This is a genomic window from Saccharothrix variisporea (assembly GCF_003634995.1).
Taxonomy (GTDB): Bacteria; Actinomycetota; Actinomycetes; order Mycobacteriales; family Pseudonocardiaceae; genus Actinosynnema; species Actinosynnema variisporeum.
On sequence record NZ_RBXR01000001.1, the window covers coordinates 9066114 to 9082286 of the forward strand.

Annotated in this window: 9 protein-coding genes; 7 read left to right on the forward strand and 2 right to left on the reverse strand. The window is 75.2% G+C overall.

Annotated elements, in window-relative coordinates; translation table 11 throughout:
• Positions 1-79 precede the first annotated feature (79 nt).
• The 5 genes from DFJ66_RS40690 (at position 80) to DFJ66_RS40710 (ending at position 10357) form a co-directional block, all read left to right on the forward strand.
• Positions 80-3082 carry a hypothetical protein gene (locus DFJ66_RS40690; RefSeq protein ID WP_121229975.1) on the forward strand — a complete coding sequence of 1001 codons (3003 nt, stop codon included), beginning with the start codon at positions 80-82 and terminating at the stop codon, positions 3080-3082.
• A gap of 158 nt (positions 3083-3240) precedes the next feature.
• A complete protein-coding gene (locus tag DFJ66_RS40695) occupies positions 3241-3618 on the forward strand; it encodes an STAS domain-containing protein (RefSeq protein WP_121229976.1) in 378 nt (125 codons plus the stop codon).
• A gap of 102 nt (positions 3619-3720) precedes the next feature.
• Complete coding sequence (locus DFJ66_RS40700; RefSeq protein ID WP_121229977.1) at positions 3721-4059, forward strand: hypothetical protein; 339 nt, start codon at positions 3721-3723, stop codon at positions 4057-4059.
• A 314-nt stretch (positions 4060-4373) separates the two neighbouring features.
• The gene (locus DFJ66_RS40705; protein WP_121229978.1) at positions 4374-7550 is read left to right on the forward strand and encodes a S8 family serine peptidase; all 3177 of its coding nucleotides are present in this window, start codon (positions 4374-4376) and stop codon (positions 7548-7550) included.
• A 152-nt stretch (positions 7551-7702) separates the two neighbouring features.
• A complete protein-coding gene (locus DFJ66_RS40710; protein ID WP_121229979.1) occupies positions 7703-10357 on the forward strand; it encodes a helix-turn-helix domain-containing protein in 2655 nt (884 codons plus the stop codon).
• Positions 10358-10367: 10 nt separating this feature from the next.
• On the opposite strand, the gene DFJ66_RS40715 is transcribed toward DFJ66_RS40710, so the two are convergent.
• Positions 10368-10583, reverse strand: a complete 216-nt coding sequence (locus DFJ66_RS40715) for a hypothetical protein (RefSeq protein WP_121229980.1) — start codon at positions 10581-10583, stop codon at positions 10368-10370.
• Between the two features lie 237 nt (positions 10584-10820).
• Between DFJ66_RS40715 and DFJ66_RS43770 the strand changes: the two genes are divergently transcribed.
• Positions 10821-14816: a hypothetical protein gene (locus DFJ66_RS43770; protein WP_211351484.1), complete on the forward strand. Its 3996-nt coding sequence runs from the start codon at positions 10821-10823 to the stop codon at positions 14814-14816.
• Positions 14813-15241 carry a DUF4279 domain-containing protein gene (locus DFJ66_RS40725; RefSeq protein ID WP_121229981.1) on the forward strand — a complete coding sequence of 143 codons (429 nt, stop codon included), beginning with the start codon at positions 14813-14815 and terminating at the stop codon, positions 15239-15241. The genes DFJ66_RS43770 and DFJ66_RS40725 overlap by 4 nt, the downstream gene beginning before the upstream one ends.
• Here DFJ66_RS40725 and DFJ66_RS40730 read toward each other — a convergent pair.
• Positions 15238-16059: a glycoside hydrolase family 16 protein gene (locus DFJ66_RS40730; protein WP_121229982.1), complete on the reverse strand. Its 822-nt coding sequence runs from the start codon at positions 16057-16059 to the stop codon at positions 15238-15240. The genes DFJ66_RS40725 and DFJ66_RS40730 overlap by 4 nt on opposite strands.
• Positions 16060-16173 lie beyond the last annotated feature (114 nt).

Consider the following 16173-nt stretch of genomic DNA (forward strand, 5'->3'; position numbering starts at 1 on the left):
GAGTTGTCACGACTCTGCGCCATTCGGCCCCGCACCATTGCGGACATCGCCGCGCTCCGGACGAGCACCATTGACGGCCATGAGGATCCGGCGTCGCGTCACCGACGCGCCCTCGGTGCACGAGTTCACCGCCGTGGCATCCGGCAACGCGCAGGTCGTGCAGGCCGGGCGCGACGTGAACGTGCACGTGGTCGTCGATCGCCGGTTGGCCGAACAGCGGGAGTTGCTCGCGCGCGACTTCGCCCGGATCGAACTGCCGGAGAGCGTCTCGTTCACGTCGCGCCCGCCGTTGCGGGGCCGCGTGGAGGACCTGGCGTTCCTCCGGGACACCGTGGCCGCCGGGCGGAACGTCGTCCTGGCCGGGCCGGCGGGTGTCGGGAAGACCCTGCTGCTCCAGCACGCGGCGAGCACCGGCGCGCTGGCCTTCGACGGCCTGCGAGTGCTGTGGCGCGAGGTGGCTTCGTTCACGAACGCCGACGACGTCGTGCGGGCGTTGGTGCGCGAATGCTACGAAGTTCCCGAGCAGGCGGTGCTTCCGCCCCGCCTCGCCCGCCGACTGCTCCGCGACGTCCGGGCGCTTGTCGTCCTCGACGGTCTGAACGTGCCGTTGGACCACGCGCGCCAAGTGGTGTCGTCGATGCCCGGCAGTGTGGTCGTGGTGGCGACCCGGCGCGAGGACCTGTGGCGGTTGGGCAGGCAGCGCGTCCTGGCCGGGTTGCCGCTGGACGACGTGCTCGCGATCGTCGGTGAAGAGCTCGGCGGACCACCCGACGCCTCGACCGTCGAGAGCGACTGGACCGACTGCGCGGGCAACCCGGGGAGCGTGCTGGCCCGAGCCGTGCTGCGCGACATCGCCCGCACGCTCGGGGTGGTGCCCGAGGAAGCGGCGGAGGTCGAGAGCCTGCCGCAGGTCGTGCCCATCGTGGTGGACTCGCTGTCGCTCGACGCCAAGGCCGTGTTGCGCGCGCTGGTCGCCCTGGGTGACGTCGAGTGGGGCGGGGACCTGCTCGCCGCGGTGAGCGGGTCCCCGGGCGGTCGGCAAGCGGAAGCGTTGGTGGCGAAGCGCTTGGCGCGCCGGGACGACGACCGGTACCACGTGACGGCGGACATCGCCGGTCCGGTCCCGCTCACCGGAGAGCCGGCGGTGCTGGTGGAGCGCATCACGGACTGGGTGGCGCACGCACGCCCGGACGCCGTCGCGGGGAACGTCGCCGTCGTCGCGCGAGCCCTGGCGTGGAGCCTGGACGAGAAGCGCAACGACGACGCCTTGGCCTTGGCCCGCGCGGCGTCGCTCGCGCTCGCCCGGTCCTGGCACTGGGGCGCGCTGGCGCTCGTGCTCACCCTGGGGTTGCGAGCCGCCGTCTCGGCGGGGTCGGTGCTCGACGAGAAGTCGTTCCGGTACACGCTGGCGTTGCTCAGGCTCCACGACGACCAGGTGCGGCAGGCCGCCGAGCTGCTCATCGCCGCCGCGAGCCTGGACGACGACGGGGACGAGCACCTCGCGGCACGCGTGCGCGAGGTGAACGCCGAAGTCCAGCACATCGCCTCCCGGCGTCCGCTGTCCATTGTGGACGCACTGGTGGGGCGGGTCGCCGACGCGGGCGGTGTGGCGGTCTCCACGGCGACCGCCGGCGCCAAGGCGGTGCGGGACGTCTGCGTGAGCGCCCTGACCAGCAGTCCCACCGGGATCGCCCTCGTCCGGTTGGCGCAGGACAACCCGGGGATCGTCCGCGGGGTGGCCTCGGTGGCGGCGGTGGGTCTCCTGGTGGCCACCATGACGGCCTCCGGCAACCACGACGTGGCCACGGCGACCGCGCCCGGCGCCACCGCGGGCGGGCCGCCGCCGGCGTGGTCGAGCGGGTCCCCGCCCACGACGACCTCCTCCGAGCGTGCCGGGACGACGACAGCGACCCCGGGCGGACGGGCGCCGACCACGACCGGCTCGGCTCCCGGCCAACCCCCGGTGGACGCGACATCGGCCGAGGTCGAGCCGACCACCACGGAGGAATCGCGCACCGGGACGCCCCTGCACCCGACCGTGCGGGCCACGTGGGGGTTCGCCCGCGTCTGGTACGACGAGCGTCCCATCGGCACCACCCACGTGCTGTCGGCACCGAACGTGCCGGACAACAGCGAGGCCAACTGGACCTACGGCCCGTGGATGATCCCCTACCCGCCGAGCCGTTCCGCGACCGCGACGCACACCGGGGTCGGGACGGAGCGGGTGCGGCTGCCCGGTGTCGGCGCGCCCGGCGGCAGCGTGAAGGTGACCGTCCAGGACTACTTCGGCGCGTGGGCGGCCCGGCGCGGTTACGTGCCCGGTGTGTTCTGCCAACCCTCCGGCTGGCACCAGGACGGTGTCGACGAGGTCATCGACGTGGCGTGCTTCGACCGCGACGGCCTGCCGACCGACGTGGCGTTCTTCGTGCGCTACGTGGCGGGGTCCGCGTCGGGCACGCGGGGGTTCGTGTTCGACGACCAACCGTCCTCGGCGACGTTCACCCCGGACTGGCTGCACGGCGTCAGCGCGGGTGCCGTCACCAGGACGGGCGTCGGCCGCTACACCGCGGACCTGCCCGGCTCGGCGGGTGGCGCGGTCGAGGTGACGGCCGTCGGCTCGCAACCGCGCCACTGCGCCGTGACGGGTCGACGCGGGCAGTTCGCCGACATCGCCTGCACCGCTCCCGGTGGTGCGGCGGCGGACTCGATGTTCACCGCGGGTTTCGCCGTCGAGCAGAACATGCTGGACGACCCGCGCAAGCCGGTCGGCGACTACCTGATCAGCGAAGACTCGCCTACCGCCGCCGCACCCACGATCACCACCCGATGGGCCTCCGGCAACGCCCCCATGACGTTGGAAAGGCTCGCCACCGGCAGGTACAAGGCGCACTTCGCCAACGGCTACATCAACAGCACCATGCACGTCACCTCCACCGCCTACGGCAACCACTGCGGCATCATGCAGTTGAACGACCACAGCTTCCCCGACGACGCCACCATCTGGGTCGCCTGCTTCGACTCGTCGGGCACGCCGGTCAACAGCGGCTTCACCCTCGTCTACACCTCGGCGCGGAACAGCTGAGGGGTGTCGTGAGCGCGCAGCGCGGGGCCGGGGGAACGTGCGATCGGTTGATTGCGGTGTGCTCGACGGCGGACTTAGTGTGATGGGGTCGCTGGGGCCGTTCGAGGGCCGCGGAGTCGACACGGTCGGGTGACAGTCGGTTGCCGCGGACGAGAGGCATGGCCATGGTCGACCCCGTCGCCGGTGTGACCGCCACGATCACGCTCCACCGCAGCGTTTCCGTCGTCGTCGTGCGCGGCGAGGTCGACGCGGCGACCGTTCCGGTCGTGCACACCGCGCTGTCCGCCGAGCTCGACCGCCACCCGCGCCGCCTCGTGGTGGACCTGACCGGTGTGGAGTTCATCGACCCCACCGGGTTGCGCCTGTTGGCCGACACCACGCAGCGCGGCGAGCGCTCGGGCACGGCCGTGGCGGTGTCGGCCTCCCACCTCGCCGTCCTGCGCCCGATGCGGCTGACCGGGCTGGACCAGGCGATGACCGTGCGCGGCTCGGTCGACGAGGCCGTGACCGAGCTGCTGGCGCGCCGGTCGGGCTGAGCCGCCGTCCACCGGCGTTGGTTTGAACCGCTCCCGCCGGAGGTAGATGGGAGCACTCCCGGCGACCAGCCGCCGGGCCTTACCCCGTGAGGAGTCGCTCTCGTGTCCACTACGCACGCCACGGTGGAGCAGTGGCTGGCCCTTCCGCACCACGTCCTGGTCGACCGCGTCCGCGCGGCGGTGCGCCCCGGCACGCCGTCGCCCGGTCCACTGTGGACGTCGCTGGCGACCCACCCCGTCCTGGCCGCGCGGGTCCGGGGCGTCCTGTCCGCGCTCAAAGCCCAGTCGGCGGACCACCGCGACCACCCGGCCTGGCGGGCGCGCATCGACCAGGCCCTCGACGACCTCACCGCCCCGCGTCCGGTCACCCGGGTCGACCGCACGGTCCGCCCCGTCCCGCAGGTGGTCTTCCTGGCCCCGGGCCAACCCGTGTCCGCCTGACCGGGCACGACCGGGTGGAGGAGCACCGGTTGCCGCTCGACGGGCGCTCGGGCGCCGCCGATCGGCCCCGTGGTTGTCCAGGAAACGTTGTTCAGCACAGCTCCCACGAGCCTGAACAACGCGGAACTCCCTAGCGTGGCGAACCGGTCGGCGTCGACGAGCCCGCGTCCACGCTGTGCGTGCGACGGACCGCCCGCGGCTCCTCGGCGCCGGCCGCCACCGAGGAATGGGAGGAACTCGTGTCGGGTTCGAGATCACGAAGGCGCAGGGTCGCGGCGCTCGTCCTGGGGGTCGTGGCGGCTACGACGGCGGCCATGACAGCGGCGACACCGGCGATCGCGGCACCGGCGGGCGGTGCGCAGTACGCGGCCGGGGCGCAGGGCACGGCCGGCGCGCGGCGCGTTGTCACGCTGGTCAGCGGTGACCGGGTCGTGCTCGACGGTGATCGGGTCGCGTCGGTCACCGCCGGCGCCGGGCGGGAGGGCGTCGGCTACCTGACCTTCCAACGCCGTGGCCACGTGCACGTGGTCCCGCGCGACGCGGTGCGCCCGCTGGCCGAGGGCCGGCTGGACGCGCGGCTGTTCGACGTCACGGGCCTGGTCGAGGCGGGGTACGACGACGCGCACCGCGATCGCGTGCCCCTGATCGTCCGGGGCGACCGGGCCGCGGCACCGGGCACGCTCCGGGTCGACCGCGAGTTGCCGACCGTACGGGCGGTGGCCACGACGGCGGACAAGGCGTCCGGGGCCGACTGGCCGGCGTTGCTGACCGACCCCGGCGTGGCGAAGGTCTGGCTGGACGGCGTGCGCCGGCCCGTGCTGGACCGCAGCGTCCCGCAGATCGGCGCGCCCGCCGCGTGGGCGGCCGGGTACACCGGCGTGGGCGTGAAGGTCGGCGTCGTGGACACCGGTGTCGACGGCGGGCACCCCGACCTGGTGGGCCGGGAGGTCGCCGAGCGCAACTTCACCAGCGACCCCGACGCCACCGACCACATCGGCCACGGCACGCACGTCGCGTCGACCATCGCGAGCACCGGCACGCCGTACCGCGGTGTCGCGCCGGGCGCGCAGCTGCTCGACGCCAAGGTGTGCGGGCAGGCGGGCTGCCCGGAGTCGGCGATCCTGGAGGGCCTGCGCTGGACCGCCGAGCAGGGCGCGGACGTCGTGAACGTCAGCCTGGGCGGCAACGACGGGCCGGAGGTCGACCTGTTGGAGGAAGCCGTCAACACCCTGTCCGCCGCGCACGGCACGCTGTTCGTGGTCGCCGCCGGCAACAGCGGCTCCGCCGAGACCGTGGGGTCGCCGGGCAGCGCGGAGGCGGCGTTGACCGTGGGCGCGGTGGACCGGGACGACAGCATCGCGTTCTTCTCCAGCCGGGGCCCGCGCGTGGGTGACGGCGGGATCAAGCCCGACATCACCGCGCCGGGCGTGGACATCGTGGCGGCCAAGTCGCGGGCGCTGCCGGGCGCGGGTCCGGCCGACCACCACGCCATGTCCGGCACGTCGATGGCGACCCCGCACGTCGTGGGCGCCGCCGCGCTGCTCGCCCAGCAGCACCCGGACTGGTCGGGCGACCGGCTCAAGGCCGCGTTGATGGCGTCGGCCAAGCCCAACCCGGACCTGACGGTGTTCGACCAGGGCGCCGGCCGCGTCGACTCGGCCAAGGCCATGACCGCGACCCTCACCACCTCGCCGCCGAGCGTCAGCCTGGGCGTGCAGGAGTGGCCGCACGGCGACGACGTGCCGCTGAGCAAGCCGGTGACCTACCGCAACGCCGGCTCCGCGCCGGTGACCCTCGACCTGGGCACCGAGGGGCGCAACCCCGACGGCACCCCCGCCCAGGGCCTGTTCACCGTCACCCCGTCCACGGTCACCGTGCCGGCGGGCGGCGAAGCGACGGTCGCGGTGACCGGCGACAGCAAGTCCGGCACCGCGGACGGCGCGTACTCCGGCCTGGTCGTGGCCCGCACCGGCGCGGACGTGGTGCTGCGCACGCCCGTCGCCATCACCCGCGAGGTGGAGAGCTACGACGTCCGGATCACCCAGCTCGACCGGTCGGGCCGGCCCGAGGCCGACTACGCCGCCCTGCTCCTGGGCGTCAGCAACGACAAGTTCAGCGTGATCACCGACGACGACGGCGACGTCACGGTCCGCGTGCCCAAGGGCGTCTACACCGCCATGTCCGAGCACCGGTTCGGCGAGGCCGACACGACCGTGCTGCTCCGGCCGGACCTCTCGGTGTCCGGCGACACCGAGATCATCTTCGACGCGCGCACCTCGGCTCCGGTGAAGCTCTCGGTGCCCGACAAGGACGCCAAGCCGGGGTTGGGTTACGTCGTGTTCGGCCGGCACTACGAGGACGCGATGGCGCTCACGGGTCTGGTGTACCCGCAAGGGTTCCCGGCGGACATGGCGTTGGGCAACTCCGGCCCGGGGCTGCCCGCGGACCAGTACGGCGTGCTGATCGGCGCGGAGTTCGCGGGCGCGCCGGTCGGCGGGACACCGGTGACCTACCGGGTCGCGTGGGAGGAACGCGGCAAGGCGCCGACCGGGTTCGTGCGCAGCGCCGGGCGGAACGAGCTGGCCGAGGTCCGCACCGCGTTCGGCCCGCGCCGGCCCGGCCGGATCGGTCAGCACTCCGGCAACGCGACCACCTCGGACGGCATCTACGGGGTCGGCGGCGCGGTCGCGGCGGAGCCGTCGGCCGGTGCGATCGACCACGTCCGGCCGGCGGGCGTCACGTGGCGGTGGCAGGTGCTCCACGGCACGGCCGCCGCGCCGGACACCGTCCTGATCAGCCCGGACCGCACCTACCGGCCGGGTCGGCGGTACGCGGAGTCGTTCGGCTTCCCGGTGCTCGGCCCGACACCGCCGCACTCGACGCGGCCCTACGGGTTCCGCGTGGGCGACGTCGTGGTGGCCGACCTGTGGCTGTTCGGCGACGGCGCGGGCAACCGCGGCGACTCGCTGACCGGCACGTCCCGGACCGCGCTCCACCGCGGCGGCGACCTGGTGGGCGAGACGCCGCTGCCGGGCATCGGGGCGTTCCCCGTGCCGCCGGGGCCGGGGGACTACCGGCTGGAGGCGGAGAGCTCCCGAGACGCCGAGGTCTCCGAGTTCACCACGCGGGTGCACGCGGCGTGGACGTTCCGCTCCGACACCGCGCCCGGTGACGTGCCGAAGGCCCTCCCGCTGACCTTCGTCCGCTTCACCCCGAAGCTGGACGCGACCGGCGCGGCCGCCGCCGGTCGGGTGCTCGCCGTGCCGCTGGAGGTCACCCAGCAGGAGGGCAGCGGGCCCGTGCGGCGCTTGCGCGTGGAGGTCTCGTTCGACGACGGGGGCACGTGGTCCGAGGCTCCCGTGCTCGGCCGCACCGCGATGGTGCGCAACGCCGCCGGGGCGGGGGCCTACGCGTCGCTGCGGGTGAAGGGGTCGGACAGCAAGGGCAACACGTTCGAGCACACCCTCATCCGGGCGTACAAGCTCCGCTGAGGAACGCCGTGCGGACCGGACGGCCGCGTGCAGCAGCCGTCTGGTCCGTACGGCGGCCGTCGTCTCGACACCCCCGCCTGGAGAATCGGGGGTGTCGAAGGGGGAACAGGGTGCCGCGGGCGGAACGTCCTCTGGCCGATGAAGACACGCCGGTGCTCAAGTTCGCGGGTGACCTGCGCCGGTTGCGGCGCGCGGCCGGGCTGCCGTCGTACCGCGAACTGGGCCGCCTGGCCAACTACTCGCCGGCCGCGCTGTCCGAGGCGGTGGCGGGGCGCAGGCTGCCCAGCCTGGCGGTGACCCGGGCGTTCGTCCGCGCCTGCGGGGGTGACGTCGAGCAGTGGAGCGCACGCTGGCGGGAGCTGGCCGCGCAGCCGGACACCGGCGACGCCCCCTACGCGGGACTGGCCGCGTACCAGGTCGCCGACGCCGACCGGTTCTTCGGCCGCGAGGCCGAGGTGGACCGCCTGCTCGCGCTGGTGCGCGAAGTGCCGTTCGTCGGGGTGGTCGGCGCGTCCGGGGTGGGCAAGTCCTCGCTGCTGCGCGCCGGCCTCGCGGCCCGGTGGGGCGAGCACGTGCTCGTCACGCCCGGCGCGGACCCGATCACCGAGCTGGCGGCGGCCCTGGCCGGTCACCGGTCCGCGGTCGACGTCCGCGCCGAGCTCGCCGCCGACCCGGAGCACCTGCGCGTGCTGCTGCGCCAGGCCTCCGCCGACCTGCTGGTGGTCGACCAGTTCGAGGAGGTCTTCACCCTCTGCCGGGAGACCGACCGGCGGTGGCTGGTGCGGGCGCTCACCCACGCCGCCGGGGCCGCCCGCGTCGTCATCGGCGTGCGCGCCGACTTCTACGGCCACTGCGCCCGACACCCCGAACTGCTCGACGCGCTGCGGCGCTCGACGGTGCTCGTCGGTCCGATGAGCGCCGAGCAGCTGCGCCGCGCGGTCGTCGAACCCGCCGCCCGCCGGGGCGCCTCGCTGGAGAACGCGCTGGTGGCGCGGCTCATCGCGGACGTCGCCGGTCAGCAGGGCGCGTTGCCGCTGGCCTCGCACGTGCTGGTGGAGACGTGGCGGCGTCGCCGCGGCCCGGTGCTCACGCTGGCCGCCTACGAGGACGCGGGCGGCGTCGAACACGCGTTGGCCCGCACCGCCGAGGAGTTCTACCGGGCGTTGCCCGAACCGGAGCGGCAGGCGGCGCGGCAGGTGTTCGGGCGGCTGGTCGCCCCCGGTGACGGCACCGAGGACACCCGCCGCCGCGTCGCCCGCGCCGAACTGGACGCGAGCGACGCGCTGCTCGACCGGCTCGCGGCGGCCCGGCTGGTCGCCCTGGACCGCGACACCGTCGAGCTGACCCACGAGGCGCTGCTGCGCGCGTGGCCGAGGCTGGCGGACTGGCTCGCCGAGGACCGCGACGCGCTGCGCGCCCACCGCAGGCTCACCAGCGCCGCCGAGACCTGGCACGCCCACGACCGCGACCCCGACGCCCTCTACCGGGGCGTCCACCTCGAGCAGGCACGCGGCCTGACCGCCCGCCTCAACCAGGTCGAACGCGAGTTCGTCGCCGCGGGCCTGGCCGCCGAACGCGACCGGGAGGCGGCGCGCAGGCGGGGCGTGCGCAGGCTGCGCCGGCTCGTCGCGTGCCTCGCCGTGCTCGTCGTGCTGCTCGCCGGCACCGCCGCCTACGCCGTCACCACCCAGCGCGCCGCCACCCGCGCCCGCAACCAGGCGCTGTCGCTGCGCGCCACCGACACCGCCCTGGACCTGCTCGCCCGCCCGCGCGACGCGACAGCCCTCGCCCTGGCCGCCCACCGCGTCGCACCCACCACCCAGTCCCGCGACGCGCTGCTGCTGGCCCGTGCGGCGGCCACCGCCACGACCCTGGGCGGCGGCTACGCGCGGCTACCCGGGGACGTGACGGTGTCCCACGAGGTCGACCCCGGCACGTCGAGCACCGCCTACCGCCTCTGGGTCGGCCGCGGCGAGGACCGGCGGCCGGCCGGGCGCTTCGCCGTGCCGCCCGGCGGCTTCCTGTACCTGCTCAGCGCGGACGGGCGCACCGCGATCACGGTGGTCCGCTCCGACGAGTTCGAGATCTGGGACCTCGGCGACCCCGACGCGCCGCGCCTGCGGGCCACCCTGTCCGGCTCGCCGTTCCTCCAGGGCATCGACGCGGCCGGCACCCTCGTGGCCGCGATCGAGGACGGCGCCGCGGTCCACTGGCGCCCCGGCGACACCACCCGCACCCGCCTGCCCGTCGCGGGCGTCGAGGCCGTCGCCCCGCTGCACGACGGCACCGGCGTGGCCCTGGCCCGCCGCGACGGCGAGCGCCGCGAGGTCGAGGTGTGGTCCCTGGACGGCCGGGTCACCCCGGTGCTCGGCCGCTCCGCCCGGCTCGGGCTGGTGACCGGACCGGGCGGCGCGCTCGCGATCTCCGACCTCGACCGCGGCCACCTCACCGTGCTCGACGGCCGGGGCGGGACGCTGCTGGAGGCCGACGCGGTCCCGGAGAAGGCCGTGGTCGAGTTCTCCCACGACGGCCACGCCGTCACGGCGGTGCACCGCGACTCGGTGTGGCTGTGGGACCTGACCGGCCACCGCGAACCGCTGTCGCTGCGCGCGCCGGGGACGGAGTTCAGCGCCGCGCGCTACGAACCCGCCGACGGCGACCTGCTGCTCCTGGAGTCCCGCGGCGGCACCCTCTGGCGGCTGGCGGTGGACGTCGACCGCGTGATCGGCGACGTGTGCGCCGACCCGGTCACCGTCGACTGGGCCGCGCACTTCCCCGGGGTGCCGGAACAACCCTTGTGCCCGTGACGGCCGGCCGTCAGCGGCGGTGTCGGGCGCGCCAGGCCACGAACGCGAAGGCGACGACGGCGGCCACCACGGCGGACAGCGGCACGGTCGGGCCGGTGGACGGGCGGCCGACCAGCAGCGCGAGACCGACGACGAGCGCGACGGTCGCCACGACGAGCAGGGCGCGGGCCCAGGCGGGCAGCGCGGTGAGGTCCACGCGCTTCCGGCCGCCCGGCTCTTCGGACATGGTCGCCAGTGTAGGCGCGGCGACCCCGGCCGAACGGGCAGTGACCTCTGCCCTCGCGGCCGTTCCCGTTGTCCCGCCTCGGTTCTAGGGTGGCGAGCGCAGCCGGACCGGCTTGTTCCTCCGGCGGATCGGAGGCCGTCCGTGGCGATTGCGCCGGACCGACCGGCCGGTCCAGAACACGTCCACCCGCGACCCGAACCGGCCGCCGCGGCGGGTCGTCGTGCGGCCGATCCGCCGGTGCCCCTGTCGCGTCGGACGCTGACCGCCTCGGCGGTGGCCGCGCTGCAACGGCACGCCGGCAACCGGGCCGTGGGGACGGCGTTGGGTTCGGTCGCGGTCCAGCGGGAAGCCGACGGCAGTCAGACGGCCATCGACGCGCGGGCCGAAGCGGTCGCCGCCGAGGCCCGTGACGCCGCCGCCGAGCACGAGGGGGAGCAGCCGCCGCCGCCCGAACCCGGCGACAAGGCCCGGCTCCGCGCCCGTCAGCAGGGCGAGTTCGCCCAGCCCGACAAGGTGTCCGCGCCCGCCGCGCAGGTCACCACCGCGGCCGCGCAGACCGGCAGCGAGGTGGCCGCGCCCGCCGAACCGGTGGTCGGCGCGAAGTCCGCGGACGAGCCCTCCGGCGCCGACGAGAGCCCGGCGGGCGAGGCGGCGGCAGCGGTGGCCGCCGGGCAGGCGCAGGCCGCCGCCGCCCAGGCGCAAGCCGCCGCGCTGCCGTTGCCCGCCGAACCCCCGCCGCTGGCGCCGCCGCAGACCGTCGAGCCGGTGGACGGCACGGGCACCCCGCTGCCGGTCGACCCGGCCGGGGACGTCGCCGCCGGCTTGGTCGCGGCCCGCCTGGCGCACCTGCGGCACGGGGCCCACGCGCTGGCCGCCGACGCCACCGCCCACCGGGCCCGCGCGCTCGGGCTGCGCGGCTCGCTGGCCGAAGCACGCGGCAAGATCGCCGAAGCCGCCGGGTCGATCACGACGGTGCAGGGCCACGTCGCGCACCGGCGTTCGGTCACCGACCAGGCCGCCACCGCGCTGGACACGTCCCGGCAGAAGGCCGACACGGTGGCCGCCGAGGCGCCCGGCTTCGCCGAGAAGTCCGACACCGGGCGGCAGCAGACCGGTCCGATGGCCACCGAGTCGGCCGGCCTCGCCGACCGCGCCGCCGGCGCGGCACCCGACGACGCCGAGGCCGCCGCCAAGTCCCAGCAGCAGACCGGCCAGATCAGGCAGGTCAGCGGGAACCTCGGCACGATCGACGCCGCCGTGGGCCAGACCGGCGACCGGGCCCGGCAACTCCAGGCCGACGCCGAACAGGCCAAGACCCGCAACGCGGCCAGCGAAGGCACGATCGCCGGCACCCGCGAACGCCTGGCCGCCACCGACGCCAAACTCGCCGAGCTGACGTCGATGAACACCGCCGCCCGCAGCCGCGTCGAGGGACTGGCCGACCGGCCCGACGAGATCGAGGCCGGCGCGGCGGCGCAGCGGGAGCAGGCGGACGCCGTGCTGGCGAACTCCGTCGCGCTGGAAAGCCGACTGCACGCCGCCCAGGACGGCTACCGCGCCGACCTGACCGCACTGCCCGGACCACCTCCGCGCCGCGGCCCCCGGCTGCTCGCCGCCTTCGCCGCCGGTCCCGGCGGGACGCCCGGCCCGGTCGCCCAACGCGCCGCCGAACCCGGCGAGCGGGAGCGGTTCCCGTCCTTCGACGAGGCCGCCGCCGTGATCTCCGGTGACGAGCAGTCCGCCCAGCAGCGCGCCGAGGCGGCGTCCGCCGCGCAACGCCGCCGGCAGCAGGAGCTGGCGACGATCAACGCGGAGGCCGGCGGCGACTTCGGCCGGCTCGGGACCGGGCAGAAGGCGTCGCTGGCGCTGCGGCTGACGTTCTCCCGGACGTTCGGCTCGCTCGCGGAGACCGACTGGCCGAAGTTCGGCCTGGGCATCCTGCGGGGTTTCGTCGACCCGCGCGTGTCGCTGGCGGGTGTGGTGCAGGGCCTGGGCACCATCCTCAGCGGCGGCGCGAACCTGCTCAGCGCCGAGCAGTGGCGCCGGGACCCGCTGGGCAACCTGCTGAAGTCGTCGGCCGACATCGCCACCGGCGTGACCGTGGTCCTCGGCTCGATCGCCGGCCTCGCCATCGCCGTCATCGCGATCTCGGCGGCCCTGATCCTGCTGTCCTGGGGCACGCTGGCCCCGGTGCTGCTGCCGGTGATCAGCATCTGCAGCACCGTCGCCGCGACGGTCGGCCCGTGGGCGATCACGGCGGCGGAGATCGCACTCGCCCTCAACGCGCTGGTGTTCATCAAGAACCTCGTGGACGCGGCCACGGCGTCCACGGCGGAGGAGTTGCAGCGCGAGTCGGCGGCGATGGGCGAGGACGTCAACGCGATGGGCCTGATGGCCATGCAGATCGCCGGCGACAAGATCGGCAAGGCGGTCGGCCCGCGGATCGGCGGCGCGCTGGAAGGCGTGCAGGGACGGCTGGCGGGCTCCAGCAACGCCGCCGCGGCGATGCTCGGCGAGAACATGGCGGGCATCGGCAAGGCGATGTCCCAGGGACAGGCGCGAGCCGACGCCTGGGCCGGGCGCGACGTGCCGGCGGCGACGGGAGCGGGAACCGAGCCACCCACCGGCAACGCCACAACCCCGGAAGCACCAGCGACCCCCGCCGCCCCCGAACCGGCCGCCCCCGCCGCGCCCGAGCCCGCCGCCCCTGCCGCTGCCCCCGAACCCGCTGCTCCCGCTGCGCCCGAGCCTGCCGCTCCCGCCGCGCCCGAGCCGGCCGCCCCCGCTGCCCCCGAGCCTGCCGCTCCCGCCGCGCCCGAGCCCGCTGCTCCCGCCGCGCCCGAGCCTGCCGCCCCTGCTGCGCCCGAGCCTGCCGCTCCCGCTGCGCCCGAGCCTGCCGCTCCCGCTGCGCCCGAGCCTGCCGCTCCCGCTGCGCCTGAGCCCGCTGCTCCCGCCGCGCCTGAGCCTGCCGCGCCCGCCGCGCCTGAGCCCGCTGCTCCCGCCGCGCCTGAGCCCGCCGCCCCCGCTGCCCCCGAGCCTGCCGCGCCCGCCGCCCCTGAACCGGCCGCACCCGCCGCCGCGCCCGAACCCGCCGCGCAACCGGCCGAACTGCCGGCCGACCTGCCGGCGAACGACAACGCCGTCCCGCCCTCGGGCCCGGCCGCCAACGACAACGCCGTCCCACCCTCGGGTCCCGAACCGATCGAGCTGACCGAACTGCCCCCCGAACTCCAAGGCGGCACCGCGGCCAACGACAACGGCCCCGCCGGCCCCCAAGCCCAGGAACAGGTGCTGGCCGCCACCGGCACGGACGGCGTCGTCGAAGTCGGCGAACGACCCCAGCTCACCGTCATCGAGGGCGGCGCCGGCGACCCCCACGCGCCCAGGGCGATGGCCGGCAACACCGAAGGTCCGGGCTCACCGGGCGGATCCACACCCCGGCCACCGACCACCGAACCGACCACCCCGGGAACGTCGGGCACCGGAACCCTGGACACCGGGCCGACCGAAACCGGCTCCCCGAGCGGTGCGCACGAACCGGACCTCGCCAGTGGCGAGACGAGGCCGACGACCGCTCCCCACGAGGTGCCCGACCAGCCCGTCGGCGACCTGGTGAAGCGGTCCGAGGGGTACCTGCGGGAGCACGGCGTGGACCCGCACGAGCTCAAGAAGGGCCAGGTGGAGGGGCCGGTCAAGCACTACGACATCTTCGAGGACCGCGACGGCAACCTGTGGGCGATGCGCAAGCGCGGCCGGTTCGGGTCCGGCAAGGACAGCGCCATCTACCTCGGCCGCACCGCCGACCACGGGCTGCCCACCGGTCCGCGCGCCGCCGAACCCGCCACCGAACCCGCCGTCGACGAGCCGTCCGCGGCGCACGACGAACCTGTCCCCGAGCCGGAACCGGCTGTTCCGGGCCACGCCCCGCCCTCGGCCGGCGAGCTGGAGCAGGTCGTGCTGGACGACCTGCGCGGCCGACCGGACACGGACTTCATGGAGACCTGGGAACGGACCGGCGTCGACGGCCCGCACGAGATGTCCGACAACCTCGACCCGCAGCTCGGACCGGACCAGAAGCGCTACTACGTCCACTTCAAGGAGGAGTTCACCGGCCTGGACCGGCACGTCTCGGTCAACTGGGACCCCGACACCGGCCAGTACGGCACGATCAAGTTCTCCAGCGAGGACCCCAGCCGGGGTGGCGGCGGACGAGGCGGGAGGAGGCGTCGATGACCGAGCCGGCCCGGCCGTACCGCTGGCGGGTGTGCCTCGGGGTGCGCAGCTCCGGTCCCACGGTCGACGACATCACCGCGCGGTTGGGCACCGGCACCGGGACCTCCGTGGCCGGGCGGCGCTGGCCGCACGTGTGGGAGGCGGACTCGGGGCTGCCGCCGGACGCCGAGTTGGAGGACCACCTGGTCGCGCTGGCCCGCCGGTTCCACGACCGGGTGCCGGCGGTCGCCGAGCTCGCCCGGCAGGCGGACTGCCAGGTCGCGCTCGAGGCCGTGGTGCACCTCGACCCCCGGGGCGAGGACGATCCCGTGCCGGCGATGTGGACGCCTCCGGAGGTGACGGCGTTCGCGGCGGCGTGCGGCATCGGTGTCGACATCGCCGCGTATCTCGAGTGCGGGCCCGATCGTGGGCCCGAGGACGTCTAGCGGAGGGCGTACGCGCGGAACCAGTCCACGACGAACTCCTTCGGGTGCGGGCGCGCTTCCGCCGCCTGGTGCGGGAACTCGTAGATGTTCAGCATGAACTGCATCGGGTAGTCCGGCGACTGGGCGACGGTGCGCACCGGGTGGCCGTCGAAGTGGAAGACGACGTGCTCCGGGGTCCACTCGGCCCCGTAGACGTGGAACTCGCGGAGGTCGGCCCGCACCTCGACGCGGGCGAAGTCGTCGGTGATGGCGGGGTCGCCGAAGGGGTGCAGGCCCATCCCGATCGTGCCGCGGTCGGGGTGGACGTCGCGGCCGAACACCTCCATCACGCAGATCTCGGCGGACCGGTGCGGCTCGTCCTCGAAGCCGATCATCCACAGCGCGGCCATCGTGGCGGGGTCGTCGCCGACCTTCGCGCGCAGCTCGAACCGCCCGTACCGCGGGGTGAACAGGCGCAGCGGCTGCTGCTCCTCGCGCACGACGGCGGCGTCGGTGAAGCGGTGCTGGCCGATCCGGCTGCCCAGCGGTCCGGAGAAGACCCCGGTCTGCAGGGAGGAGACCTTGACCGCGCCGTCGAACTCGGGGCACCACGGCCGCTGGTCCTGCTCGATCCGCAGGCGCAGCTCGCCGTTCGCGACGCGGTAGCGCGCGGCCGAGCGTTCGCGGCTGCTCCACTGCGGGAGGTAGTGGGGCAGCCACTTGCCGGTGTCGAGGGTCGTGCCGTCGAACTCGTCCTCGAACACGAGCTGGTACCGCTGTCCGACGGTGTCGATGGTCGACCACCCCTCAGGTCCACGAGCCGGCGTCTTCCGCCGCATTGGACCACGGCCGGGTGGGGCGGCCAAGCGCGTTTGCCGGAGGGGGCCGTCGTTCGTCCACTCAGGACCGAAGAGCCCGGCCTCGCGGGTGGTTACCGACTCCTTACCGAATCC

What these genes read in the sequence shown, in the direction of transcription:
- DFJ66_RS40730 (WP_121229982.1), bottom strand. Translation starts at nt 16,059, where the DNA reads ATGCGGCGGAAGACGCCGGCTCGTGGACCTGAGGGGTGGTCGACCATC.
- DFJ66_RS40725 (WP_121229981.1), top strand. Translation starts at nt 14,813, where the DNA reads ATGACCGAGCCGGCCCGGCCGTACCGCTGGCGGGTGTGCCTCGGGGTG.
- DFJ66_RS40690 (WP_121229975.1), top strand. Translation starts at nt 80, where the DNA reads ATGAGGATCCGGCGTCGCGTCACCGACGCGCCCTCGGTGCACGAGTTC.
- DFJ66_RS40705 (WP_121229978.1), top strand. Translation starts at nt 4,374, where the DNA reads ATGACAGCGGCGACACCGGCGATCGCGGCACCGGCGGGCGGTGCGCAG.
- DFJ66_RS40695 (WP_121229976.1), top strand. Translation starts at nt 3,241, where the DNA reads ATGGCCATGGTCGACCCCGTCGCCGGTGTGACCGCCACGATCACGCTC.
- DFJ66_RS40715 (WP_121229980.1), bottom strand. Translation starts at nt 10,583, where the DNA reads ATGTCCGAAGAGCCGGGCGGCCGGAAGCGCGTGGACCTCACCGCGCTG.